Here is a 26,149-nt window from a genome sequence, read left to right as displayed (position 1 = left end):
GCATGAGGGACGATATGGCAAAACCGCGGGAGCGACGGGCGCAACAGATCATCGACAATCTCAGCGCGGAAATTCGCAGCGGTAAACTGAGAAATGGTGACCAGCTTCCCACGGAGCCGCAGCTTGAGCGCACCTATGGCGTGAGCCGAACGGTGGTGCGCGAAGCGATCGCGGATCTGCGCTCTGCCGGTTATGTCGTTCCCATCCAGGGCAAGGGGGTTTTTGTCAGCAATACCAGTGAATGGGCCGGGGTAAAGCTGACCCAGTCAGAAGCTGGCACCATTGCGGAAACGCTGGAAATGCTGGAGTTCCGGCTGGCAACGGAAGGGGAGGCGGCGGCGATTGCCGCATACCGCCGGACGGCCCAGCAGGAAGCTGCAATCTCGGCCGCGCACCGGAAAATGGCGCGCGCCATAGATGCCGGCGAAACCACCGTTGACGCCGATTACGAGTTCCACACAGCCATCGCGATCGCCACGAATAACCGCTTTTATCTGGAGGCTCTGCGCCAGTTCGGTTCGCGCTCTATACCGCGCGGTCAGTTTCCGACGCTGCCTGAGACGGGGGATGCGAATTATCTTCGCAAAGTGCAGGCGGAACACGATGCAATCTTGCGCGCCATCGTCGAGCAGGACCCGGATGCGGCGCGAAAAGCCATGCGCGAACATATGCTTGCGAGCCAACGTCGATATCGCCTGCTTTCGGAGGCGCAATAGCATCTCGACACTCATCTTATTTCGTGCGATGTCATATGATGACTTGCATGGAGAGAGGAGAGAATCGATGTATGTCGGCACCCAGGTTGCTGCACGCGATGATGAGGATTTCAAGGTTTGGGCGCAGCTCGGCGTCAAAAACATAAGCGCTGACCCGCCCGGAAAACCCGCGAGCTGGGTTCTCGATGACTTCGAGCGTCTGCGCGACAAGGTCGAAAGTTTTGGTCTGGTGCTGGACATGGTGCAGCTGCCCCTGCCTTCCCGGCCGATCGAACAGGCATCGTATCCCGATATCCTGCTTGCCGGTCCGGAGCGTGACCGGCAGATCGATGCCGTCTGCACGATGATCGAGAATATTGCCAAGGCAGGTATTCCGGCAGCGAAATACAATCTCAACCTCATCGGCATTCCGCGCACTGAAATGGAACGTGGCCGCGGCGGTTCGCTGAATGAAGCGTGGCGCTGGGACAGGGCCGACCACAATGCCGATCCGGGTCTGGCCGGGGTACTTTCGGAAGACGAGAACTGGGAGCGCATCGATTATTTCCTCGAGCGCGTGGTGCCGGTCGCGGCAAGCAACCGGGTTCGCTTGGCATGCCATCCACATGATCCCTATACGCCGCCGGGCTATAAGGGCGTCACCCGCGTGCTTGGCACGGTCGAAGGCCTGAAGAAATTCGTGCAGATGCGCGAAAACCCCTATCACGGCCTGAATTTCTGCCAGGGGTCGATTGGCGAGATGCTCGATAATCCGCGTGAGGAGATCGACGACATCATCCGCTGGTTCGGCAGCCGCGACAAGATTTTCAACGTCCATTTCCGCAATATCAGCGGCGGCAAGCTGTCGTTCATGGAGACGTTCCCCGATGAGGGCGACATGGACATGGTGCGTTCGCTGAAGCTCTACCATGAGCTGGGCTATCGCTACATGATCATGCCCGATCATGTGCCGACGATTGCCGGCCGTGACGCTGTCGGCGTCGCCTTCGCCTTCTGCTACGGCTACATCGCAGCACTTCTGGAAGCACTCAACAACAAGCATCTTTGACCGTTTCAGGTCGGTCGGCGCAGGTCCGCGCCGCCGGCTTCATCCATAACTACCGATCTGTAGGAGGAGCAGGTATGAGAAAATCATTGATCCGTCTCGCATTCACCACCGTTCTGGGGGCAATGCTTGTGCCGGCGGCCCCAAGTCTGGCAAAAACCCCCAACGACCAGCTTATCATTGCAACGTCGCTGGCTCAGGTTCTGTCGCTTGACCCGCATCAGGCCACCGAAGCCAAGGCCAACGAAATCATGGCCAATCTTTATGATCGCCTGATTTCGGTCGATGGTTCGGGCAAGGTTTCGCCGCAGCTGGCGGAGCGTTGGGAGACAGACGACAAGGGCATCACGTTCCATCTTCGCGAGGCAAAATTCGCGTCCGGCAATCCCGTCACCTCTGCTGATGTGGTTTATTCGTTCAGCCGCCTGTTGAAGATGAACCAGGCGGCTGCCGCCAATCTTAAGCGTGTCGGTTATAATGCTGACAATGTCGACAAGCTGGTGAGCGCGCCGGATGAAAAAACGGTCCGCATCGAACTTTCCGGTGAAACCACGTCCGAACTGCTGCTCTATCGCCTAGCCATGGTCATTGCCAGCGTTGTCGACAGCAAGGAACTCAAGTCCCATGAAGTCAATGATGATTGGGGCAATGCCTGGCTGAGAACGAATTCCGCCGGCTCCGGCCCGTTCACGCTCAATCGCTGGTCGCCCAATGAGATCATCATTCTCGAGGCCAACAAGGATTATGTGGCCGGCAGCCCGAAAATGCGCCGCGTCATCGTGCGACACGTGCCGGAAAGCCAGGTCGAGCGTCTGATGCTGGAACGCGGCGATATCGACATTGCCAGCGCGCTGACGGCGGCCGACCTTGCGATCTTCAACAACAAGGAAGGTTTTCAGATCCAGCGCGTGCCGACCGGTGGTTTCTACGTTCTGTCCATGAATGCCGGCAAGGAGCCTTTGTCCAACCCCAAGGTCCGCGAAGCGATTGCCTATGGCATCGATTACAAGGGCATGGAAAAGACCATCATGGGGCCTTATGGCCGGGCACGCACGGTGCCGGTGCCGGAGAATTTCGAATATGCCATTCCAAGCCCGGACTGGAAACTCGATGTTCCCAAAGCCAAGGAACTGCTTAAGGAAGCCGGATATGAGAACGGCTTTACGCTTAATCTGAAGACGATTGCGCAGACACCGCGTATCGACCTTGCCACCGCAATCCAGGCGTCACTGAGCCAGATAGGCATCAAGGTCAACATTCAGCAGGGCAACGGTTCGGACGTCATTGCCGCCCACCGCGCCCGCGATTTCGATCTGCTCATTCCGCAGACCGGCGCCTATATGCCGAATGTGCTGGGTTCGATGGAGCAGTTTTCCAGCAACCCCGACAATTCGCTTGCCGCCAACAATGCCGGTAATTTCGTCTGGCGCTCGGCCTGGGACATTCCGGAACTGACTGCGTTGACGGCAAAGGCTTCGCTTGAGCCCGACGCCAAGAAGCGTGGTGCAATCTACACCGAGATGCAGGAAAAGTTCGTAGCGCAGAATCCGGCCGTGCTGCCGATGTTCGAGCGGTTCGAACCGATCGTGCTGAATGCGCGCGTGAAGGACTATGTCGGCCATCCAAGCCAGACGACGCGGCTGGAAAAAGTGACGAAGGACTAAGGGTAAAACCACATACCATCTGAAAACCTGTGACGGGCGGTCTTACCGCCCGTTTTTTATGGGCAGTTGCAGCGTGATGTTTTAGGGCAAACCGTTGGTTTCAGGCGATTATCGTCATCATCCCGAAATTTCGGGGGTTTTCTCAGGGACTTCATCGGATTAGACCGTGTGATGATCATTCCTTCCGCTGGGCGAGAGTCGCAAACTCCGCTCATCAACCTCCCGCAAAATACGTTGACGATCATGAACCTTGCACAGATAAAACTTCCGTCGCGGCCGCTGAGCCTCAAGCGTGGCGTCATTTCGGTGCCGGCAGCCTATTATTTTTCCATTCCGGTGCTTCTGGTAATCCTGGCGGTGATGCTTGTGGCCGAGGGCCCGGGCATATTGCGCGATTACCAGATCAGCAAAGATCCGCTGGAGATTGAAAGCGGCGATATCAACGGCAGCTGCAAGACACGCAAGGCGATCTTTACGACCTGCGAGGCGGACCTTTCTTATGAGCACGCCGGCGTGAGCTACACGAAGGAAGTCGAGGTTATGTTCGTCGATTTCCATTCCGGCGACTATGAGACCGGGCTGGTCATTTCCGCGAAAAACCCGGAGCTTGCAACGATCTCCCTCGGCTTCGATATGCTCTGGAACCGCATCATCACGCTCGGCGTATTTGTCGCCCTGCTTGGTTTCGGCAGTCTGGCAATGCTGTTTACGCTTATCCGCGTTCTGCGAACCCGCCTGCAGCTGCGGCATCCGGCCCCTTTGACCGTCATCCCCGTGGCGCTGACGGCAGTCGCCGAAAAACGCAGCCGTCTTTTCGTGACCTATGCCGATACGGTGAGAGATGCCAGGACCAAGCGGCAGTCCTTCACCCATCTGGAGAGGGGACGCATCCCCGTCGTCGTTGGTCACACCGGAAAACACGATGTGGCGCTGGCAGTCTGGCACGGCAATACCGCGCTTCCGGTTCTGCTCGACGACCAGCTGGAACGGATCGACCTGTCGAATGAGGAGCGGGCGCAGGCTCTTGCATCAATTGCACCGATGGTTGCAAGCCAGGCGCAGGAAGGCTCCTCCACTGCCGGTGCTGCGATAAAGAAACAACCGGGCCTTCTGCGGCGGCTGGGCACTTTCGTCGCAATCGTGGCCGTCATCATTGTCGCGGTCTTCGGTTACTGGTTGTGGTACGTCACAGCCGCGCCGTCGCAATTCAATTCGCCGGGCATGGACCTCAACAACATGATGCCTGCAGCCCTCAATGAATGGGGTTGCGCCCGTCTGCAGGAGCGTTTCGCGGACGGCCCGGCACCCTTTGGATGCACTGCGGCCGACTATCGAAGCTGGAAATAACGGCTTTTCTCTCTGATGTCGCCGGGCCGAGCGCCGTGTTTTGCGCCGGTCCGGTGCATTTCCTGTTAGGCGCAGAACGGATGGCGTCATTTATCAATAGTTGCATTAGAGATTTATAAATAAACCAAATTCATAGTGCGAGCATGGGCGGTTCTTCAGAGGCTGGGAGAGTGCATCATGTTCACGGTTCTGGAATGCGTTGCCGTACAACACGACAGGGCTGTCGTGCTTCTTGCGGCATTGATCTGCCTGCTTGGCATGCTCGCCTTTTTTCACCTGTTGTTACGTGCGGAGGAAAGTCCGGCTGGCCGCAAGCCCTATTGGGTGCTGACGGCCGCCTTTGCCGGAGGGCTCAGCGTCTGGGCCACACATTTCGTCGCCATGCTTGCCTATAAGGGTTCGGTCCCTATCGGCTTTGATTTTTTCTTCACGGCTCTTTCGGCAGGACTTCCGGTTCTGGGTTTCTGGCTGGCGCTCAGGGTGCCCTCGCAGGCAGGTTACAGCCCGGCAATCGTTGGAACTCTGGTGACCGTGTCGGTCGCCGTCATGCATTTCGTCGGCATGGCGGGAATGGATGTCGCCGCTACCGTCAGCTATCGCTGGGGGTCGGTTATTGGCGGTTTTGCCGTTGCCTGGGTGTTTTTTCTTCTGGCTTTTTTCCTGTTTCGCCGTTCCGGCTCCTGGAAACAGCGTATCTTCCTCCCGGCCGGCTCTTCGATCCTGGCAATCTGCGCGCTGCACTTCACCACCGTTTCGGCAACGGTTCTGTCGCCGGATCCCTCCATTTCCGGTCCTGACCCCGATAGTCTCGCAAGGCTGATGGTGATCGGCGCCGTGTCCGGCGTAACGTTCCTGATCCTTTGTGCGACCGCTACCGCGGCTCTGGTGGATCGCTACCTTGTCGATCTCAAGGGCCTTGTCGATGCGACACTGGATGGCCTTGCCGTTGTGCGTGACGGTCGTATCGTTGAGCTTAACACCCGTTTTGCCGGTCTTCTCGGCAATGATGAGGTATCCCTGATCGGGAAAAATCCCGATGATCTGTTCCAGGCCATCGACGGGCAGCCCGCCTATCTGCCGCGCCATGCACCGGTCGAGGCGATCCGCGAGCGGGCCGACCGGCAGCAGGTGTTCGAGCTTGCCGTGCGTACCATCGAATATCGCGGTCGCCCCTGCGAGGTGATGGCCATTCGCGACCTGACGGAGAAGCGCGAGGCGCAGCGGGAAATCGAATATCTCGCACGCCATGACGTGCTGACGGGTCTTGCCAACCGTACGATGTTCCAGACGCGGCTACGCCAGCAGATTGAGAATTGCGACGAAGAGGACGAATTTGCGCTGCTGGCGCTCGATCTCGATCGGTTCAAGGCGGTCAATGACATATTCGGCCATGCCGAGGGCGACCGGGTGCTGAAAAGGGTTGCCGCCATTCTCCACGAATGCGCAAGGGCAGGGGATGTGGTCGCGCGCCTCGGCGGCGATGAGTTCGTCATCCTGACTGCCCGGCACACCAAGGCGGATGAGGCGCGCCTGCTCGCCGAGACCATCCTTGGCATGTTCGCGCTGAAAATGAATGTTGCCAACGACCCGACCGCGGTCGGCGTCAGCATCGGCATCGCCGTTTTCCCGCGCGACGGTCGGGATGATGAAAGCATCATGCACGCGGCAGATCTGGCGCTTTACCGCGCCAAGGTCGGCGGGCGCGGCATATTGGCTTTTTACGATCCTCTGATGGATCAGGAGGCGCGTGAGCGCCGGCAGCTCGAAACGGATTTGCGGCTTGCCGTCAATCGCAACGAGTTGCTGTTGAACTATCAGCCGGTCCTGTCGGTGGAATGCGGTCAGGTCGTTGGTTACGAGGCGCTGGTGCGCTGGCAACATCCGACAAGGGGTGTCGTGTCGCCGGATGTTTTCATTCCGATAGCGGAAGAAAGCGGCATCATCATCTCGCTCGGCGAGTGGGTGTTGCGTGAGGCCTGCCGCCAGGCGAGCACCTGGGCACCGCATCTGAAAATTGCCGTCAATGTCTCGCCATTGCAATTTTCTCTGGCAAATCTCGGCCATGTCGTCTGCACGGTGCTGATGCAGACCGGTCTTTCGCCGAACCGGCTGGAACTGGAAATCACCGAGGCGGCACTGCTGAAAGACCGCAAGGCGACGCTGATCATCCTCAACCAGTTGAAGGCGCTGGGCGTTGCCATCGTCATGGACGATTTCGGCACGGGTTATTCTTCGCTCAGCAATCTCCAGAGCTTCCCATTCGACAAGATCAAGATCGATCGCAGCTTCATTGCCGCCATGAGCGATGATGACAATGCCCGCGCCATCGTGCGCGCGGTAATCGGCCTTGGCCGCAGCCTCGATCTGCCTGTGACGGCGGAAGGCATCGAAACCGATGCCCAATATCGCATGGTCGTGGATGAAGGATGCGCGCAGGCGCAAGGTTATCTCTTCGGCAAACCCGATGTGGCGCCCGCCGGGGCCGCAGGTACGACCACGCGGAAGAAATATTCCGTTTGAAATAAAGCGCGACGGCATGATGCCGTTGCCTGCCTTTCCCCAAATGATGGAACGAGAGCGGACGCAGATCGTTAGGGTCACGTGTGATGCGTCCACATCGTCGGCGAGATCCGGCACCGGACGGCCGGCGTTATCGAGCGATACAGACGCGCTTGTCGCGGGACGCACCACGGATGGATATCTATCTATGGAGAGACCGCGATGACAGACCGCCTCGAGCCGCAGGACCCACGCAGCCAGTATCCGCGTCCGCCATTTTCGACACCGGAACAGGAAATGCCGGGTCTGGTGACGAATATGACGCCTTTTCCGGACCACGGCGAAAAGAGCTACAAGGGCTCGGGCAAGCTTGCCGGGCGCAAGGCGCTGATAACCGGCGGCGATTCTGGCATTGGCCGTGCTGTTGCCATCGCCTTTGCGCGGGAGGGTGCTGATGTGGCGATCTCCTATCTGCCCGAAGAGGAATCCGATGCCGAAGAGGTCGTGGCGCTCATCGAGGCGGAAGGTCGCGTGGCCGTGGCGTTGCCCGGCGATATCACAGATGAGGGCTGGTGCCGGGAATTGGTTGAAAAGGCGGCCGGTGATCTCGACGGGCTGGACATTCTTGTCATCAATGCTGCGAGACAGCAGTATCGCCAAGGCATAGACGAGCTGTCGACCGACGATTTCGACCGCACCATGAAGACCAATCTCTATGCGCTGCACTGGATTGCCCAGGCTGCCGTTCCACACCTGAAGCCGGGTTCGTCGGTGATCACGACAGCATCGATACAGGCCTATGAGCCGTCGCCGATCCTGCTCGACTACGCAACCACCAAGGCCGGCATTGTTGCCTACACCAAAGCGCTTGCCAAACAGCTGATCGAAAAAGGCGTTCGTGCGAATGCGGTGGCGCCCGGACCTTTCTGGACTGTGCTGCAGCCGAGCGGCGGCCAGCCCGACGAAAAGGTGCGCAATTTCGGCAAGGACAGCGATTTTGGCCGGCCGGGACAGCCTGTGGAACTCGCGCCCGTCTATGTGCTGCTGGCCTCTCAGGACGGGAGCTTCATCAATGGCGAGGTCTATGGCGTGACCGGTGGCAGGGGCATTGCCTGAGGGCGGTGTGTCAGTCTTGAGGATATGACATGAAACGGCAGGCAGAACGTTCAGATACGCAGGTAAATGCCCTCGACGTCCGCGACCGGCTGATACTGGCGCTTTATGCCCAGCTGAAGGCGGAGCGGCAGACACGTGAGGCGATGGAATGGGTCATCCGTAACGGTGGCCTCACGCCCGAGGTGCTGGAGGCAATGGCATCCGACCCCGTGCCGGTGCTGGCTGAGGCGGATATTCCCGCTATCGAGCGTATCCTTGGTGCTGATCGATCTCCACGTGACACTAATAGCGGACGGCCATCATGAACCGGAGAGCCAGTTGGAAGGGCCATCTTGCCTTTGCCGATTTCAACTGCGAAATCGGCCTCTATTCCGCGCTGACCTCCACGGAGAAAATCTCGTTCAACATCGTCAACCGCAAGACCGGCCACCGGGTTGAACGGCAATATGTCGATAGCGATACCGGCGAGGCTGTCGGGCGTGACGATCAGGTCAAGGGTTACGAGCGCGACAATGGTGACTACATCGTCATCGAAGGCGATGAAATCGCGAAACTGATGCCGGAGAGTGACAAGATCATTCGCATCCGGCATTTTCTTGAATGTGACGACATCGACAAGCTGTTTTTCGACAAATCCTATTACCTCGCCCCAACGCAGGAAGGTGGGGAGGAGGCGCTGACACTGCTGGCAAAGGCCATGCAGGACGAAAACGTCGTTGCGCTTGGCGAGGCGGTGCTTTTCCGCCGCAACCGCATGCTGCTGATCCGCCCAAGCGGCAAGGCGCTTGTCGCCACCACGCTGAATTTCGGTTACGAGGTGCGCGCTGAGAGCAGCGTGTTCAAGTCTATTCCCGATATCCAGTTCGATGACGAGATGCTGGAGCTTGCCGGTCATATCATCGAAACACGCGCCGGCACCTTTGATCCCTCCGAATATAGCGACCGTTACAATGATGCCCTCGCGGAACTGGTGAAGGCCAAGATCGAGGGCCGGGAAATCCCCAGGCGGGCCGCGCCGAAAGAAGACAATGTCATCGATCTGAAAGAGGCCCTGCGCCGCAGCGCGAAGGCCGAGGGCGGGAAGAAAACCACGACGGGCCGCAGGACTTCCCGGAAAGCGAGCTGATGCATGGGATTGCAGACCTATAACGCCAAGCGCAGTTTCGACAAGACGCCGGAGCCGAAGGGCACCCGGGCCGAAGCTCAGGGTTCGAGTTTCGTGATCCAGAAACACGATGCCCGCCGGCTGCATTATGATTTCCGGCTGGAAATGGACGGGGTGCTGAAAAGCTGGGCGGTGACGCGTGGCCCCAGCCTCGACCCCGAGGACAAACGCCTTGCGGTGCATGTGGAAGACCACCCGCTGAGCTATGGTGATTTCGAAGGCGTCATTCCCAAGGGCCAATATGGCGGCGGAACGGTCATCGTCTGGGATCGTGGCGTCTGGAGGCCGATTGGTGATGCGAGGAAAGGATATCGCAAGGGCCATCTCGAATTTGAACTTGATGGCGAAAAGCTGAAAGGGCGCTGGCACCTGGTGCGTATGCACGGAAAACCCGGTGAGAGCAGGGAAAACTGGCTGCTGATCAAGGGGGATGATGAAGAAGCCCGGCATCAGGGTGGTGCGGATATTCTGGAGGAGCGGCCGGAATCGGTAAAGACCGGACGCAGCGTCGAGGATGTCGCGGCCAAACCAAAAGACACGTGGAATTCCAAACCGGTATCGAAAAAGGCTGCTGCCTCTTCTTCCGGCCAAAAGCAGGCGCATGCCTTGCCGAAGGGAGCACGCAAACAGGCGCTTCCGTCCTTCGTGCCGCCGGCGCTGGCAACGCTGAAGCCGAAACCGCCGAGCGGTTCCCGCTGGCTGCATGAGATCAAATTCGATGGTTACCGGCTGCAGGTGCGGCTCGATCACGGCAAACTCCAGCTTCTGACCCGCAGCGGGCTGGACTGGACGGAGAAGTTTGGCGATGCGGTGGCACGCGCGCTAAAGGCCCTGCCGGCCGAAACATTGCTCATGGACGGGGAAATCGTCGTGGAACGCGACAGCGGCGCCTCCGATTTTTCGGCATTGCAGCAGGATCTGAGCGAGGGGCGAAGCGACCGTTTCGTTTTTTACGCCTTCGATCTGCTTTATCTTGATGGCACCGATCTACGCGGGGCGGCATTGACCAACCGCAAGGCTCTGCTGGAAAAGCTGTTGCCGGCGGGTGATCCCAAGCTGCGATACAGTGAACATTTCGAGGAGAGTGGCGAGCTCGTGCTGGACCATGCCTGCCGTCTCAGCCTTGAGGGCGTTATTTCCAAGGTCAAGAACAGCCAATATGTTTCCGGCCGCAAAGGCGAATGGGTCAAATCCAAATGCTCCATGCGGCAGGAATTCGTCATCGGCGGCTACACGGTCTCTTCGACATCGGACCACGCCATCGGCTCGCTGGCGCTTGGCGTTTATGAAAAGGGCAAGCTGCGCCATGTCGGCCGTGTCGGCACCGGCTACACGGGTGAGGTGGCCGAAATGCTGCTTGGCCGCCTGAAACCGCTGGACCGCAAGGAGAGCCCGTTCGGCGACAAGCTCACCGCGCTTGCACGCCGCGACCTTCACTTCGTCACGCCGCAACTGGTGGCGGAAGTCGAGTTTCGGGCCTGGTCTGGCGATGGCAATCTGCGTCACGCTTCCTTCCGCGGCCTGCGCGAAGACAAGCCGGTGGAAGAAATCGAACGCGAGGAGAAGGCCGTGAGCGATACAGGCGCGCCGCAATCCACCATCAAATTCACCCATCCGGACCGGCTTTATTGGCCTGATGATGGAGTGACCAAGGAGGGGCTCGCCGATTATTACGCGCAGGTGTGGCGGCATATGGCGCCCTTCGTCGTCGACCGACCGCTGGCGTTGCTGCGCTGTCCCGAGGGTATAGAGGGGCAGCGTTTTTTCCAGAAACACGCCTGGCGCGGCATCAACAAGGCCGTGGAACAGATCAAGGATCCCAAGGACAAGGGCGGCGAACCGCTGATCCGCATCACCGATTTCGACGGCCTTATGGCTCTGGTCCAGTCCGCCACGCTTGAAATTCACCCATGGGGCGCAACGACTGCCAACTGGGAGAAGCCGGACATGATCACCATGGATATCGACCCCGGGGAAGACGTGGCCTGGGAAGAGGTGATCGAGGCGGCGTTGGAACTGAAACGGCGTTTCGAAGACGCCGGGCTTGCGGCCTTCGTCAAGACGTCCGGCGGTAAGGGCCTGCATGTCGTGGCGCCGCTCAAACCGCAGGCGGGCTGGGCCGCCGTCAAGGCTTTCTCAAAAGCGATGGCCGCCGATATGTCGAAGGCTGAACCCGATAAATATCTTTCCGTGGCAACGAAAGCAAAACGCAAAGGCCGCCTTTTCATCGATTATCTGCGCAATGGCAGGGGCAATACGGCGGTAGCGCCCTATTCGACCCGTGCCCGGCCGGGGGCGGCGATTTCCGCGCCGCTGGAGTGGTCGGAACTCACGGCTGAGATCGGCCCGGCGCATTTTACCGTCAACAATATCGGCGCGCGCCTTTCAGCCCTGAAAAAAGACCCATGGGACGGTTTTTTCGCCGCAGCGAAACCGCTGCCGAAAAAAGCCCGCTGATCATCAGCTTCGTTTTTCGGCGGCGAGGCTTTTCTTCAATGCGTCCATGATGTTGATGACATTGCCGCCGGTGCGGGCTTTCGTGCCGGTTTTCTTGTTGGACGACGGCGCCTCGTCGCCTTTGGTCTTCAAAAGCGCCTTGATCTTTTTCTGGATCGGGTCCTGCACCAGAGTTGGCTTCCAGCCGGTCATCTGTTTGCCGATGCGCTTTTCCATGGCCTGCAGCAGCGGTTTTTCAATTTTCATTTTCGGGTCGAGCGCGTCGATGCTCTCGCGCACCTCTTCGCCATAATGCAGCGTCCACAGGATGATGCCCTTGCCTGAAGGTTCCAGCAGAACTGCCCGTTCGCGTCGGTAGAGCACCAGCCGCGCGATGCCGAACACGCCATTGGCCGTCATGGCTTCGCGAATGACGCTGAAGGCCTCGGTGCCGATCTTGTCTTCCGGACGCAGAAAGTGCGGTCGGTCATACCAGATCCAGTCGATGGACCCCTTCGGTACAAAAGTCTTGATATCGATAGTCCGGGTACTTTCGAGCGCCACGGCATCGATCTCGTCATCTTCGAGCAGCACGTAATCGTCCTCGGCGCGGGGAAACCCCCTTACCTGATTTTTTGCTGCCACGGGCCGGTGAGTGATACTGTCGACATACCGGCTTTCGACGCGATTGCCGGTGTTGCGATTGAGAATGTGGAAACGGTATTTGTTGCCTTCGGTGGTGGCGGGCGTCAGCGAGACGGAGGCTGTTACCAGCGACAGCTTCAGATAACCCTTCCAGAAAACCTGCCGTGCCATTGTCCGCGATCCGTTTCGCCGTTGATCTCCCGGATCAAACTTCCGCGGGGCGGTATTTGTTCCGGGAGAGTGGCAATCGGGCAGTGGGGCGTCAGCCGAACAGCGAGGTCAGCCCGTAGACGGCGGCGGAAATCAGTGCGGCGGCCGGCATGGTCACGATCCATGCGATGACGATGTTACCGGCAAGTCCCCAGCGCACCGCGGAAACCCGGCGTGCAGCCCCCACGCCGACGATGGCGCCGGTAATCGTGTGGGTGGTGGAGACCGGAATGCCGAGCCATGTTGCGCCGAACAATGTCAGCGCCCCGCCGGTTTCGGCGCAGAAACCCTGCATCGGGTTCAGCCGGGTGATCTTCGAGCCCATGGTGTGCACGATGCGCCAGCCGCCGAACAGCGTGCCGAGCGCCATGGCCGACTGGCAGGAAATGACCACCCAGAACGGCACGTAGAAGCTTTCGCCCAGATGCCCCTGGCTGAACAGCAGCACGGCGATGATGCCCATGGTCTTCTGCGCGTCGTTGCCGCCATGGCCGAGCGAATAAAGCGAGGCGGAGATGAACTGCATGACGCGAAAGGTACGGTCCACCGCAAAAGGTGTCTGCCGCACGAACAGCCAGGAAACGGCGAGCACCAGAAGCAGCGCCAGGAAGAAGCCGATGGCCGGCGACATGAAGATGGCCCCGACGGTTTTCAAGAGGCCCGACCAGACGATCGAGTTAAAACCCACTTTTGCAAATCCGGCACCGACGAGGCCGCCGATCAGCGCATGTGACGAACTGGAAGGAATGCCAAAAACCCAGGTGACGATGTTCCAGACAATCGCGCCGATGAGGGCGGCAAAGATAACCTGCGGCGAAACGATGGCCGGATCGATGATGCCGGTGCCGAGTGTTTCCGCTACATGCAGGCCGAAAAACAGGAAGGCGATGAAATTGAAGAAAGCCGCCCAGGCAACCGCATATTGCGGGCGCAATACGCGGGTGGAAACGATGGTGGCGATGGAATTTGCAGCGTCATGGAGACCATTCAGGAAATCGAAGAACAGCGCGATGGCGATAAGGCCGACAAGCAGCGGCAGGGCAAGTGCGACATCCATCAGACGTTCTCGATAACGATGCCGCTGATCTCGTTGGCCACATCCTCGAAGCGGTCGACGACCTTTTCGAGCTCGCCGTAGATCTCGCTGCCGATCATATAGGCCATGGCGTTACCGGCCGCACCGTGGCGACGGAAAAGGTCTTTCAGGCCCTGATCATGAAGCTCGTCGGAGCGGCCTTCGACGCGGGTGACTTCTTCGGCAATCGCCGAGAGGCGCTGCGCATTGGTGCCGACCTTTTCCAGAAGCGGAATGGCTTCGGCGATCAGGCTTGCCGCACGCACGATCTCATGGCCCATCTCTTTCATCAGCGGATCGAATTCGCCCTGTTCGAACAGGCGGATGGTCTTCACCGTCTTGTGCATCATGTCGATGGCGTCATCCATGGACTGGATGAGGTCCTTGATGTCGCCGCGATCAAAGGGGGTGATGAAGCTGCGCCGCACCGCAAGCAGCACATCGCGGGTAATCTCATCAGCCTGATCTTCGAGGGCGACGATAAGGTCGCAATTCTTCTCGACATCGATGCCGCTTAACAGTTGATTGAGAGCACCAGCCGCCTTGACGACGGTTTCGGAATGTTTGCTGAACAGGTCGAAGAAACGATCCTCGCGCGGCATCAGCTTGCGGAAAATGCTCATCATGCGAATTGGCCCTCAATGGCGCTATTTATGTTGTAGGGGGTAATTGTCATAAAACTGTCATAAATGCAGGCAGGGCATTGATGCAACCCGGAAAATCGGCACTATCAACGCAAATGAAATCTTCCAAGAAAAGCCGGAAAACCCGTCCGGCGCGCCCCCTGACACTGCTTCAGCAGCTCGCTGCCGTTCCCGAAAAGCTCTTCACCGGCGCTTTCCGGCAGCAATATGCCGCCTTGTGTTTTCGCTACTGCGGCAACGGAGACGATGTTGAAATCCTCCTCGTCACGTCGCGCACCACCCAGCGCTGGATTATTCCGCGCGGTTGGCCGATGAAACGCAAGAAGCCGCATGAGGCGGCGGCGATTGAGGCGTGGGAAGAGGCGGGCGTGCGCGGCCGGGTGAGAAAGGCTGCCATTGGCCGTTACACCTATCTGAAGATGCTCGACAATGGCGACGTCGTCCCGTGCATGGTCGATGTATTCCAGATCGAGGTGACGGGTACGGAAACAAGTTTCAAGGAACGGGGCGAACGCCTGGTTGAATGGGTCCGCCCGGATGAGGCCGCGAGGCGCGTTCGGGAAATCGAACTGAAATCACTGCTGGTTGATTTCAGGCCCAAGGGCAAAAGGAAAGACAGGGCGGGTGATAAACCCTGAGGGGCCGCCATGTTCTGTGTGCGCAGAGCCCAGATATTACGCTGTCCGAAGCTTTTGCCGTAATGCCATTACAATATGACGCGCCCAGTTTTGCCGGATGAATTTCATCAGGTGCATTATGCGTTTACGTCGTGCCGCCATGCGGCTTCCCGGCCGCTACCTCCATGCCATCATCGTTCTTTCCGTACTTCTGGCAGGGGCCGGCCACCGTGCTTCTGCTCCGATAAGAACCGTTGCCCCATCGACGGAAAAAGCATTGCTGCCTCTCCCGCCAATGGGCGGTCTGCATGCAAACAAGGGGCTTTCAGCCGGGCTGCGCCTCGCGCGGCTGGACCGGGTTATCCGTCGCGTCCGCTTTCCCTGCCTCATCCGGTGCTTTCGGCAAAAGGTTGGCGAAACGCCTGGTGATGCTGTCGATATAGGACAGGATGGTCGGCACGACGATTAGGGTGAGAAGGGTGGAGCTGATGAGGCCGCCGACCACCGCATGCGCCATTGGCGCGCGCTGTGCACCACCACCGCCGATGGCGAGCCCAAGCGGGATCATTCCGAAGATCATCGCAAGCGTCGTCATGATGATCGGCCGGAAGCGGATGACACCGGCATTCGCCAGCGCTTCGTTGAGCGAAAGTCCGCGTTTCCGTTCCCTGTTGGCGAAATCCACCAGCAGGATGCCGTTCTTGGTGACGAGGCCCATCAGCATGATGAAGCCGATCAGCGAGAACATGTTGATCGTGCTGCCGGCCACCATCAACCCCAGAAGGACGCCGGCCAGCGAGAGCGGCAGTGAAGCCATGATGGCGAGCGGTTGCAGGAAGCTGCCGAATTGCGAGGCAAGCACGATGTAAATGAAAATAACCGCCATGATGAGGGCCTTGACCATGTGGCCAATCGTTTCCTGCATGGTCTCGGCCTCGCCGCCGAAGCGGATGCGGTAACCATCCGGCAGATCGCGCGCGGCGGTCAGATTTTGCACGGTCTCCATCACGTCGCCAAGCGTGCGGCCGGAGATGTTGGCCGAAACCAGCACCTCACGGCGATTGTCTATGCGACGGATTTCGGCCGGTGCCGGCGAGGTGCCGATCTCGGCGACCTGATCGAGACGCACCATCACCGGTGTGCCGTTCGATGCCGTGCGACCGGTCGCGATCATCAATTCGCCGAGGGTTGCGGCATCGGAGCGCCGATCGCCGGGCAGGCGCACGACGATGTCATAACTGTTGCCACCCGTATCCGTCCATTTCGAAACGTCCTCACCACCGATGAGCGAGGAGAGGGCCGTGGCCAGATCGGAGCGGGAAATGCCGAGATCGCTTGCCGCCTCACGTTTCAGACGCACGGAAAGAACCGAGGTCACGTTGCGGGCGCTGGAATTCACATCCACGAGGCCGGGGATTTTTCTCATGTCCTCGACCAGACCAGCGGCTATTTTTTCAAGGACGGCACGGTCGTCGCCGAGGATGCTGAGCTTTACCGGGCTTTCGCCGCCGCCAAGACCATCCTGAAGGATTGCGACCTCTATGCCGGGTATGGCTGACAGGCGCTTGCGGATCGGTTCGGCCAGCGTCGCGGGTGTTTGTGTGCGTGCTGTCAGCGGCACCAGCCCCACCAGCACCATGCCGCGCTGCTTGCCCGCCGCGCCGCCGGTATTGATGGTGGAATAGAGTGTTTCAACCTCGGGAAACGCCCTCAGTGCCTTTTCGACCTGCCGAACTTTAGCCGTCGTGTAATCCAGTGACGAACCGGCCGGGGCCGTCACGCTAATCTGGAAGCGGCCCTCATCGGTAGCAGATACGAATTCCATGCCGACCAGCGGCACCATGAACAGGCTGCCGATGAAGATGCCCGATGTGGTGAGCAGCGTGATGAGCCGGTGGCGCAATGTCCAGCCGATCACATGCCGATATTGTTCGGCCAGCCATTCGAAACCACGGTCGAAACGCGTAATCAGCCGGCCAATTGGCCCGCGCCTGGCATCCGGTTGCGCATCCGGATCGTACCAGACGCTCGAAAGCATCGGATCAAGCGTGAAGGCGACGAAGAGCGAGATCAGTACTGCGGCTGACACGGTGACGCCGAATTCATAGAAGAACCGGCCGATAATGCCGTCCATGAAGGCGACCGGCAGGAAGACCGCCACGATGGTCGCGGTCGTCGCGATCACCGCAAGGCCGATTTCGTTGGTGCCGTCGAGCGCCGCGTGGATATGGGATTTGCCCATGTGCAGATGACGGGTGATGTTCTCGCGCACGACGATCGCGTCATCCACCAGAATGCCGATGGAGAGTGTGAGGGCCAGAAGGCTGAGTGTATTGAGGGTGAAACCAAGAAAATCGATGACGGCAAGCGTACCGATGATGGCGATTGGCAGTGTCAGGCCGGTGATGACCGTGCTTCGCCAGGAATTCAAAAACAGGAAAACGATGGCGATGGCGAGCGCTGCCCCTTCGATCAGCGTCGTCTGCACCTGATCGACGGATTCCCGGATGGGCGTGGAGGTGTCGGTGACGATGCGCAATTGCACATTCTGCGTGGCCAGCTCGGTATTGAGCTGCTGGATGCGTTTCTTCACATCCGTCACGACCTGAACCGTGTTGGCGTCCTGAACCTTGATGATATCGATCGCCAGCGCCGTCTGGCCATTATAGAGGGCGCGACTTTCGGCATCGACCGCCCCTTCGGAAACCGTGGCGACATCGCGCAGCAGGATCGCCGCGCCACCACGCCTCGCCACCACCATGTCCAGCAGCGCCTGCGGCTCCTCGACGCGACCCTGAACCTGGATCGTGCGTTCGGAGACGGGATCGACGATGCTGCCGGCCGGGCTGTTGCCGTTGCCGGTGCGCAGCGCGTTCACCACCTCGTTGACGCCGACCCCGAGCGCCCGCATGCGCGTTTCGTCCATAGCAACGTCGATCTGCCGTTTGCGGCCACCCACCAGCGTCGCCTGTCCCACACCTTCAACGGTCGTCAGCTGGCGCACCACCTTCTGGTCGGCAAGGGTGGTGAGTGCCGGCACATCGAGCGACGTCGAACTGATTGCCAGCGAGAGGATAGGTTCGGCGGCGGGATCGAAACGGGAGATGACCGGCTTCTTGGCGTCTTCGGGCAAATTCGCATCGATGGCGGCGACCTTGTCGCGCACATCCTGTGCCGCGGCGGCCCCCTTTACCTCGAGCTTGAATTTCACGACAACCACGGAGCGCCCCTCATAAGAGGTCGAGGTGATCTCATCCAGACCACCAATGGCGTTCAGCGCATCCTCGACCGGGCGCGTTATTTCGGTTTCCACGGTCTCCGGCGTCGCACCGGGATAGGTGGTGACCACGACGACGACGGGCACGTCGACATTGGGATATTGATCCAGCCCCAGCCGCTGCAGCGAAAAGAGGCCCATGACCAGCAATGTCACCATCATCATGGTGGCGAAGACGGGATGGGAGACTGATATACGCGTCAGAAACATTTCAGCCTGCCTTATCGATGGTCACAGCCATGTCCGGCTGCAATTCCGGAAGCGGCGCAGTCAGGATCGTTTCGCCATCCTTCAGGCCCGTGGCAATCTCGATCAGGCTGCCGCCGTTCCAGCGCGATCCGAGCGCCACCGTCTGGCGGCGCAGATGACCGTCCGTCACCTTGAGCACATGGTAGCCGGTCTCATCCTTGCGAAGCGCGATGGCGGGAACGACAAGCGCGTCGTTTTTTTCGCGGACGAGGATTGATCCGCTGGCAAACATTCCACCCCATAGCCGCCCGTCGCGATTGGCAAGCTGCAGATAGACGGCGACGAAACGTGTGCCATCCTCGGCAACCGGGCTGATACGCTCGACAGTACTCTTGACGGTCTGGCCAACGAGGCCGTCAATCGCCAGTTCGGCTGTCTGGCCAAGGGTTACACGGGGAATGTCGCGGGTAGCGACCAGAACCTTCGCTTCCAGCACGCTGGTATCGACCAGTGTGAGAAGTTCGCCATCGGCACTGACGCGCGCGCCTGCCTCTGCCAGCTGGCGGGTGACCGTGCCACTGAAAGGCGCGCGGATTTCGGCATTGCTCAATGCAAGGCGGGCAATATCCGTCTGCGCCGAAAGGCTTTGAACCCTTGCGGTTTTTACCACGACATCGCTTTTCGCCTTGTCCAGCTGTTCCGCCGATGTGATGTTTTTGGTGGCAAGCTGTTCGGTCCTCGTCAGTGCCAGCATCGCCAGCGTCAGTTCGGCCTCGGCCGCGTCCCGGTCGCTTTGCCGTTGCAGCAACGCCGCTTGCAGGTCGTCGGTTTCAAATCGCACCAGCACATCACCGGCCTGCACCGCCTGTCCGTCCCGAACGTTCATCTCCAGAATTTTCCCGGCCTCGCGGGCGCGGATCACGATACGGCTGACCGGCTGGAGTTCGCCGCTGATGCTGAGCTTTTCCACCATCTGGCGCGTGCCGATCTTCGCCGTTTCTGAAGCCGTCAATTCGAAGGGAATGCCGGCCGGGCTCAGGGAGGTGGCCTCGACAATTCCCCTGGCGCGTTCATTCGCATCGACGCTGCCGCGCGCCGGGTCGAGGGCAGTAACGACGAGAACGCAGCCCGCAAGCGCGATCCCGGCCTTGATGCTTCTCTTCACCCACATAATACAATCCTTCCAGGCAAAGTTCCTTGGGTAGCGGCTCACCGAGCCGTCACGTCGCCGGTTATTCAGGCGGATGGTATCTGGATAAGTGACCATAATTGCAGCAGCATTACCCTGCCGCATCGTCTTCACCGCAATACTGCCGCAACCTTTCTGGCAGACAAAGGCTGGCGAAGGGACGGTGACGCATGAGACTTCTGTTGATCGAAGACGAAAGGGAAATGGCCGATGCGCTGTCGGCGACGCTCGGCAAGCAGGGCATCGTCATCGACCATACGATGTGGCTCGGTGACGCGATGGAACTGACGCGCCAGCATGTTTACGACGCCATCCTGCTCGACCGCCGGCTACCGGACGGGGAGGGGCTTGCGCTCATCCCGAAACTGCGCCGTGCCGGTGTCGATACGCCGATCATCCTGCTTACCGCCATGAATGAGCCGGAGGACCGCATTGCGGGACTGGATGGCGGCGCCGATGATTATCTGGGCAAGCCGTTTCTCGTCGGCGAGCTTCTGGCGCGGGTGCGCGCGGTTCTGAGGCGACCGGTAAACCTTGCGCCAGCCCAGATCACCGTAGGCCGTATCGTGATCGATCCACTGCATCTCAGCGTCACCATCAATTCCCTTCCCTTCGATCTTCCCAGACGCGAACTTCTGGTTCTCGTCGCGCTCGCCAAGCGCAAGGGTAAATCTATGCTGCGTTCAACCCTTGAGGCGGCCGTTTATAATTACGAAGAAGAAATCCAGTCGAATGCGCTCGACGCGCATATATCGCGGCTGCGCAAACGCCTGCTCGACGCCTCGGCCGGTGTGAGCGTGCACAATATTCGTGGCATCGGGTATCTGTTGAAGGAAGAGGCATGAAAGCGCCGGGCAAATCCAACCCGTCCCTGTGGTGGCAACTGAGCTGGCAACTCAGCATGGTCGTCTCCGCCATGATCGCCGTCGTCATCATCGGGCTTTGTGTTTACGGGGTGATGCGGGTCTCTCCCAATATCGGGCTTTGGGAGGATCTGTCTTCGACACTCGGCGAGTCGCTTTCGCTCGATCCGCAGAAGGGGCTCGTCCTCACCGAGGGGCCGGCGCTGAAGGCCCTCAAGGCGGAGAATAAAGAACTCTGGTTCGTTGCCTCGACGCTGGATGGACAGTCCGTGACCTATGGCGCTGTGCCAGCGGTCTATGCCGAGCTGTCGCGTTACGCCCATCTGATGATGGATGCCGATATTCGCGGCGGTGCCGGCATATCCGAGGTCGCGCTGTCTGAAAGCCTCGATACGGCATCTGGGCCGCTGAGGGTCATGTTCGGCGGAACCTCCCATATCAGCGCGTCGTTTCTGACGCTTCTTCTCGGCACCTATCCAATCTATGTTCCGCTGCTGGCGGTTATCCTGCCTGCGGTGTTCTTTTCCGTGCCGCGCATCGTGCGCCAGGCGCTCGCCGGTCTCAGTTCCGTCGTCCGGAAAGCCCCGGAGATCGACCCGCGCCGGGCGGGCTCGAAGCTGCCCGTCGAGGATGTGCCGCGGGAAGTCGTGCCGCTGATCGTGTCTTTCAACAGCATCATCGAACGGCTTGAGCAGCAGTTTCGGGCGCGGCAACGGTTTCTCGTCGATGCGGCGCATGAACTCAGAACACCGATCGCCATCATGCAGACCCGGATAGAGGGTCTGCCGGAAGGGCCGGAACGGCAGCGCCTGATGGAGGATGTCGCGCGGCTTGGCGAGACTGCAGAGCAGCTTCTGGCCGTGGAGCGGAACGATCAGGTGCACGACCGATGGGAGACGGTCGATCTCGTCGAGATCGCCCGTACAGTCGTCGCCGATCTTGCGCCGCTGGCGCTGTCTGCGGGTTACGATATTTCCTTCGACACGCAGATCGCGCGCTACGAGATGCAGGGCAATCCCTTCGCCCTGCCGCGCGCCGTCAATAATATCGTGCGCAACGCCATCGACCATGGCGGAAACAGAGGAATGATCCAGGTCTCGGTTCTCGCAAACGGGGAAGTTGCGATTTCCGATGAAGGGCAGGGCATAGCCGAAGACCAGCAGGAGCGGATATTCGAGCCATTTTATCGTGTGACGCCGCGAAGCACGGGAGCAGGCCTTGGTCTCAGCCTCGTCAAGCAGATCGTCGCTGACCACAATGGACGTGTCCGTCTGGAGAGTTCCGCCTTCGGAAGCACATTCCGGCTCTGCTTCTGATCGCCATTTTTGCAGCGCCTGCGGACCGCGATTGTAATGCTGCCGCAATTTTAGCTGTCGTAGCGTGCGGGGCACAGGAAATCTTTCCAACCGGAGCACATGCAATGAAACACCAGCGGAATCCGTTCGTCACGGCCAGCGGCAGCAAAGTCGCGCGCAGCCGCAGCGCCACCTTCGCCACCTTGCCTTTTGCCCTCATCATGTCCGGCTGTGCCTCCGTTCCGCTGCAGGAAGGCGGTACGCTGACATCCTATGCGCAGCTCAGCCCCGCCAAGGGCAAGTTTACCAAGACCAGAACCTTCGTGGATGCCAAGGGACTGGCCGCGGTTAAAACCGTTGCCATCGTGCCCACCACCTTTTCCTTCACCGCTTCGTCGCGGGTCACCTCGGAAAAGGACCGCGCGCTTGTCTCGAACGCGCTCGATCGCGCCATCTGCGTGGCGCTCAGCGACAGATACCGGATCGCTGCTCTTGGCCAGCCGGCGGACATGACGGTGCGCACCGTCATCACCGATCTGGTGCCGACCGACAAGACCATGGCCGGTGTTTCGACGGCGGTGTCGCTCGGCAGCAACTTTGTCCTGCCGGTCGGCGTGCCGCGTCTGCCCGTTGGCCTCGGCGGCCTGGCGGTCGAGTCGGAGGCGGTGGACAGTACCGGCGTCCAGCGCGCAGCCGCCGTCTGGTCGAAGGGTGCCAATTCCTTCACCGACAATGCCCGTGTTTCGGAAATCGGCGATGCCTACGGGCTGGCCTCGGACTTCGCCAATTATTTTGCGCGCATCCTCGTCACCGGCAAGGCCTCCGAAGGTCTGGATATCTCGATCCCGTCCGGCCATCGCATGCGCTCGGCCCTCGGCGGCAAGCCGAAATATGCCGAGTGCGATGCCTATGGCCGGTCGCGTGGATTGCAGGGCATGGTGGCCGATCAATTCGGCGCGCCGCCTGACTGGACGGACAAGCAGGCAAAAGCCGCTTCGCGATAGGATCAACAGGTCTCATCCGCACCCGCCGTTGCCGTGTTGGCGGGACGGGCGGCCTGCGCCCATAATGCCTGCGCCATCGTCTTCAGCCGCAGCGATTCCGCCCATCTGTCGGTGGAATCGTTGCCGTCCCGGTCGGTAATCGCATAGGGTCGAGGGCCGAGTTCGCAGGTGAAGACCAGCTCGGCATTATCGGGCGCACGGGATCGCCAGTGCCGGAACCCATAGTCCCACCAGTCCAGAAACAGATCGACCCATGGCCGGTGATGGGCAAAGGAAATCTCGATCTGGATCTGCTCGCACGAGCCGATGCGTCCGTGAAAGGCCTGCGCATTATGAAGGATGCGGTGGATTTGCCTGTGGCTCTCGTCTTCCACTGGAAAGGCGAATTCGCGGGCAACGAGATAATGGGAGAGATCGGCGAGAAGCGGCAGATCGGGTCGCTGCTCGAGCAGGTCCAGCGTGAATAGGAGATCGCTGGTGATGCGGTTGCGGTGGGTCTCGATGTAGACGGGAACGCCGGCCTCTTCGGCAAGCCGCATCCAGCCGTCCAGCAACGGCAGGCAGTCCTCCACCCGGCGCGGGCGGACATCCGCCTGCAGATCGATATGGCTGACCGGAAATTCCTGCGCCAATTCCAGCGTGTGGTGCAGGTCGTCGACATTGCGTGGAAAGCACACGCCTTCGATCCTGAGACAAGTGCCGCTGATCGCCTCATTGAGACGCCGCACATCCGCACGGTTGGTATAATGCGCGCTGATGCCATCGAACCCGGCTTCGGCGATCCGGGCAATGTTTTCCTCAAGGCCGGGTTCAGGGCCATTGCCGTTTAGCCGTTCCATGGCCCAGAGCGATTGAAAGATGAGCAACTTCTGCATCAGGCAGCCCGCGCGCTTTTCAGCAATGTCTTGAGGTTGAGGCCGGGATCGGCAAGCGCCGCCGGATCGGGGCTGATGCCGGCGGCAATCAGCATCTCGGCCAGTTTTATGTCTTTGGCGACGCTGTTGCCGATACCCAGCCCGGCTGCTGCGACAAGCTGGCCGTCCTCAAGGAAGAATTCCAGCTCGCCATTGCCGAGCGGACGGATGACGCTTTGATGTCCCGGCTGCGGCAGGCCCGCGACCTGAAGGCCGAGATCATATTGATCCGACCAGAACCACGGGAGGGCGGTAAAAGCCTCGTTTGCGCCGAGACTGTTGCGCGCGGCGATTTCTGCCTGACTGCGGGCATTGCGCCAGCTTTCGAACCGGATATGCCCGCCGGCGGCTTGCGAGACGGCCGCGCAATCGCCCGCCGCGAAGATGTGGGGATCGCTGGTGCGCAGAAAGGCATCGGTCAGAATGCCGTTGCCGGTCGCAAGCCCCGCCGCTTGGGCCAGAGCGATATTGGGCACGACACCTATGGCGGAGACGACGATATCGGCGGGCACGCGTACACCATCGGTCAGCAGGACCGCTTCCGGCGTAATCTCCGAAACGCCTTGACCCAGATGGAAATGCACCCCTTCATCGCGATGGCGCGCATGTATCTTTTCGGCAAAACGCGGCGGAACCGCCCGGCCGAGCGGCCGCGCCGCCGCTTCGCTAACGCTGACCGTAAGCCCCTTGCCGCGCAGCACCGCCGCAAGCTCCATTCCGATCAGTCCGCCGCCGATGATCGCAATCCGTGCGCTGCTATCGGCGCGGGAGAAAATCACTTCCGCATCCGCATGGGTGCGGAAATTAAGCGCCTGTGCGGCACCGGGGCATGCGAGTGTTCGCGGCTGTGCCCCGGTTGCGAGGAGCAGCCTGTCATAACCGAGTATCCGCCCGTCATCGAGCGTCACCAGGCGGTCTTTCGCATCGATACGGCTGGCCGACACGCCTTGCAAATAGGCGATACGGGCGTCCTCCAGCGCTCCGCCCGCGCAGATGGGTTTCATCCGCACCGCAGCTTCCAGCGGCTTGGAAAGCGGCGGCCGTTCATAGGGCGGATGCGGCTCGGCGCCGACCAGCGTGATATCGCCGTCGAAGCCCGTTTCGCGCAAAGTAAAGGCGGCGCGGGTTCCCGCCTCGCCGGCGCCGATGATGACGATTGCGTCCATGATATCTCCGTGAGAAGGGGCCGGCGCGCTTTTCAGGGCGCACCGGCTGGGGGAGGGTCAGTTGCGGCTGGCGTAGTCGGTCATGTTTTTCCGCGTCACCAGTTCGAAGGGCACCATGACCTGCTTGTCGACCGGCGTGCCGCGCATCAGGGCGACGGCGGCATCGAGCGCACTTGTCGATTGCCCCCTGGCGTTCTGGAACACCGTGGCATCCAGATCGCCGGCGGCCATGGAGGCAAGCCCGTCCGGGGTGGCGTCGATGCCGATGACGATGACATCATCCATCGAAACGCTTGCTGCCTTCAGCGCCTGCACCGCGCCGATGGCCATTTCGTCATTATTGGCGAAGACGACGTCGATGGGACGTCCGGCGGTGATCCAGTTCGTCGTCATGTCCATGGCGTTTGTCCGTGTCCAGGCCGCCGACTGTTCGTCGGCGATGGTGACGGCCTTGCAGTCGCCGGATGCGAGCGCCTGTTTAAAGGACGAGGTACGGTCGCGCGATGCCTGATGGGCAAGGTCGCCCATCAATATGTAAGCCTGCGCATCCGCCGCCTTTCCCTTTTCCTTGAGCAGCGAACAGGCCGCTTCGCCGGCCAGCCGCCCGGCATCGGTTTCCCTTGAGCCGACATAGGCCTGTTTTTCCGGAAGCCTGGCGACATTGTCCGGTTCGAGATTGAGATAGACGAGCGGAATGCCTGCCTTGGCGGCGGCATCACTGATGCCGGGTGCGGCCGAGGTGTCCGCCAGCGTCACGATGATCGCATCGACGTCGGCGGCTATGAAATTATTGACCTGGTTGAGCTGTTTGGAAATATCGGCCTGCGCGTCCTCGACCTGGATCTTGACGCCGTCGACTTCCGATGCCCGGGCGCCGAGCCCTTCGCGCAGCAAAGTCTGGAAATTATTGTCGAAGCTCTGCATCGAAACGCCGATGGTCTCGGCCGACGCCGTGCCGGCGAAAAGGACCGCTAGAGCGGCCATGGTACAGATGGATTTCATGTTTGTCCTCCCTTGGGGCGCCGGGCCGCCCGGGTGCATTCCGGAGGCCCTTTCGGGCCTGCTCGAAAGCC

Annotated in this window: 21 protein-coding genes; 13 read left to right on the top strand and 8 right to left on the bottom strand. The window is 60.1% G+C overall.

Translation table 11 applies throughout. The annotated features are described in order from the left end of the window. Nucleotides 1-2: 2 nt before the first annotated feature. The 9 genes from QSV77_RS19810 to ligD all read left to right on the top strand — a co-directional run bounded on the left by QSV77_RS19810 (nt 3) and on the right by ligD (nt 12,009). Nucleotides 3-716, top strand: coding sequence for a FadR/GntR family transcriptional regulator (locus QSV77_RS19810; protein ID WP_046801148.1), 714 nt, complete (start codon nt 3-5; stop codon nt 714-716). Nucleotides 717-783: 67 nt separating this feature from the next. Beyond that, a complete protein-coding gene (locus QSV77_RS19805; RefSeq protein WP_302734781.1) occupies nt 784-1,764 on the top strand; it encodes a mannonate dehydratase in 981 nt (326 codons plus the stop codon). A 74-nt stretch (nt 1,765-1,838) separates the two neighbouring features. Beyond that, a complete protein-coding gene (locus tag QSV77_RS19800; protein WP_142841898.1) occupies nt 1,839-3,425 on the top strand; it encodes an ABC transporter substrate-binding protein in 1,587 nt (528 codons plus the stop codon). 243 nt (nt 3,426-3,668) lie between these two features. After that, nucleotides 3,669-4,772 carry a hypothetical protein gene (locus QSV77_RS19795; RefSeq protein WP_302735279.1) on the top strand — a complete coding sequence of 368 codons (1,104 nt, stop codon included), beginning with the start codon at nt 3,669-3,671 and terminating at the stop codon, nt 4,770-4,772. 177 nt (nt 4,773-4,949) lie between these two features. Further along, nucleotides 4,950-7,292 carry an EAL domain-containing protein gene (locus QSV77_RS19790; protein ID WP_302734780.1) on the top strand — a complete coding sequence of 781 codons (2,343 nt, stop codon included), beginning with the start codon at nt 4,950-4,952 and terminating at the stop codon, nt 7,290-7,292. 201 nt (nt 7,293-7,493) lie between these two features. After that, entirely contained in the window at nt 7,494-8,387 is an 894-nt protein-coding gene (locus tag QSV77_RS19785; protein ID WP_302734779.1) for an SDR family oxidoreductase, read from the top strand. A gap of 29 nt (nt 8,388-8,416) precedes the next feature. Then, nucleotides 8,417-8,692 carry a hypothetical protein gene (locus QSV77_RS19780; RefSeq protein WP_302734778.1) on the top strand — a complete coding sequence of 92 codons (276 nt, stop codon included), beginning with the start codon at nt 8,417-8,419 and terminating at the stop codon, nt 8,690-8,692. Further along, complete coding sequence (locus QSV77_RS19775) at nt 8,689-9,513, top strand: Ku protein (protein WP_302734777.1); 825 nt, start codon at nt 8,689-8,691, stop codon at nt 9,511-9,513. Before QSV77_RS19780 ends, QSV77_RS19775 begins: the two co-directional genes overlap by 4 nt. 3 nt (nt 9,514-9,516) lie before the next feature. Further along, entirely contained in the window at nt 9,517-12,009 is a 2,493-nt protein-coding gene (ligD, locus tag QSV77_RS19770) for a DNA ligase D (RefSeq protein ID WP_302734776.1), read from the top strand. A gap of 3 nt (nt 12,010-12,012) precedes the next feature. On the opposite strand, the gene QSV77_RS19765 is transcribed toward ligD, so the two are convergent. The 3 genes from QSV77_RS19765 to QSV77_RS19755 all read right to left on the bottom strand — a co-directional run bounded on the left by QSV77_RS19765 (nt 12,013) and on the right by QSV77_RS19755 (nt 14,544). Continuing rightward, a complete protein-coding gene (locus QSV77_RS19765) occupies nt 12,013-12,804 on the bottom strand; it encodes a Ku protein (protein WP_302734775.1) in 792 nt (263 codons plus the stop codon). Nucleotides 12,805-12,895: 91 nt separating this feature from the next. Further along, on the bottom strand, nt 12,896-13,900 hold the full coding sequence (locus tag QSV77_RS19760; protein WP_302734774.1) for an inorganic phosphate transporter: 1,005 nt from the start codon (nt 13,898-13,900) through the stop codon (nt 12,896-12,898). Next, on the bottom strand, nt 13,900-14,544 hold the full coding sequence (locus tag QSV77_RS19755) for a DUF47 domain-containing protein (protein WP_271363068.1): 645 nt from the start codon (nt 14,542-14,544) through the stop codon (nt 13,900-13,902). Before QSV77_RS19755 ends, QSV77_RS19760 begins: the two co-directional genes overlap by 1 nt. Nucleotides 14,545-14,657: 113 nt before the next feature. On the opposite strand from QSV77_RS19755, the gene QSV77_RS19750 reads away from it, so the two are divergent. Continuing rightward, the gene (locus QSV77_RS19750; protein ID WP_302734773.1) at nt 14,658-15,200 is read left to right on the top strand and encodes an NUDIX hydrolase; all 543 of its coding nucleotides are present in this window, start codon (nt 14,658-14,660) and stop codon (nt 15,198-15,200) included. Between the two features lie 304 nt (nt 15,201-15,504). On the opposite strand, the gene QSV77_RS19745 is transcribed toward QSV77_RS19750, so the two are convergent. Together QSV77_RS19745 and QSV77_RS19740 are read right to left on the bottom strand one after the other, a co-directional pair. After that, nucleotides 15,505-18,666 carry an efflux RND transporter permease subunit gene (locus QSV77_RS19745; RefSeq protein ID WP_302734772.1) on the bottom strand — a complete coding sequence of 1,054 codons (3,162 nt, stop codon included), beginning with the start codon at nt 18,664-18,666 and terminating at the stop codon, nt 15,505-15,507. 1 nt (nt 18,667) lies between these two features. Beyond that, nucleotides 18,668-19,816 (bottom strand): efflux RND transporter periplasmic adaptor subunit, encoded by a 1,149-nt coding sequence (locus QSV77_RS19740; protein ID WP_302734771.1) that lies wholly within the window; start codon nt 19,814-19,816, stop codon nt 18,668-18,670. 188 nt (nt 19,817-20,004) lie between these two features. Between QSV77_RS19740 and QSV77_RS19735 the strand changes: the two genes are divergently transcribed. From QSV77_RS19735 to QSV77_RS19725, 3 genes are all read left to right on the top strand, one after another. After that, nucleotides 20,005-20,679 (top strand): response regulator transcription factor, encoded by a 675-nt coding sequence (locus QSV77_RS19735; RefSeq protein WP_302734770.1) that lies wholly within the window; start codon nt 20,005-20,007, stop codon nt 20,677-20,679. After that, entirely contained in the window at nt 20,676-22,013 is a 1,338-nt protein-coding gene (locus QSV77_RS19730) for a HAMP domain-containing sensor histidine kinase (RefSeq protein WP_302734769.1), read from the top strand. The genes QSV77_RS19735 and QSV77_RS19730 overlap by 4 nt, the downstream gene beginning before the upstream one ends. Nucleotides 22,014-22,117: 104 nt before the next feature. Further along, entirely contained in the window at nt 22,118-22,996 is an 879-nt protein-coding gene (locus tag QSV77_RS19725; RefSeq protein ID WP_302734768.1) for a DUF3313 domain-containing protein, read from the top strand. Nucleotides 22,997-22,998: 2 nt separating this feature from the next. On the opposite strand, the gene QSV77_RS19720 is transcribed toward QSV77_RS19725, so the two are convergent. From QSV77_RS19720 to QSV77_RS19710, 3 genes are read right to left on the bottom strand one after another with little or no spacing between them, the layout of a single operon-like run. After that, nucleotides 22,999-23,871, bottom strand: coding sequence for a sugar phosphate isomerase/epimerase (locus tag QSV77_RS19720; protein WP_302734767.1), 873 nt, complete (start codon nt 23,869-23,871; stop codon nt 22,999-23,001). Continuing rightward, nucleotides 23,871-25,076 (bottom strand): NAD(P)/FAD-dependent oxidoreductase, encoded by a 1,206-nt coding sequence (locus QSV77_RS19715; RefSeq protein ID WP_302734766.1) that lies wholly within the window; start codon nt 25,074-25,076, stop codon nt 23,871-23,873. The genes QSV77_RS19720 and QSV77_RS19715 overlap by 1 nt, the downstream gene beginning before the upstream one ends. A 57-nt stretch (nt 25,077-25,133) precedes the next feature. After that, nucleotides 25,134-26,078: a substrate-binding domain-containing protein gene (locus QSV77_RS19710; RefSeq protein ID WP_302734765.1), complete on the bottom strand. Its 945-nt coding sequence runs from the start codon at nt 26,076-26,078 to the stop codon at nt 25,134-25,136. Nucleotides 26,079-26,149 lie beyond the last annotated feature (71 nt).

Source organism: Agrobacterium sp. V1, assembly GCF_030518355.1.
GTDB lineage: Bacteria > Pseudomonadota > Alphaproteobacteria > Rhizobiales > Rhizobiaceae > Agrobacterium > Agrobacterium cucumeris.
This window is presented reverse-complemented; position numbering and strand designations above follow the sequence as displayed.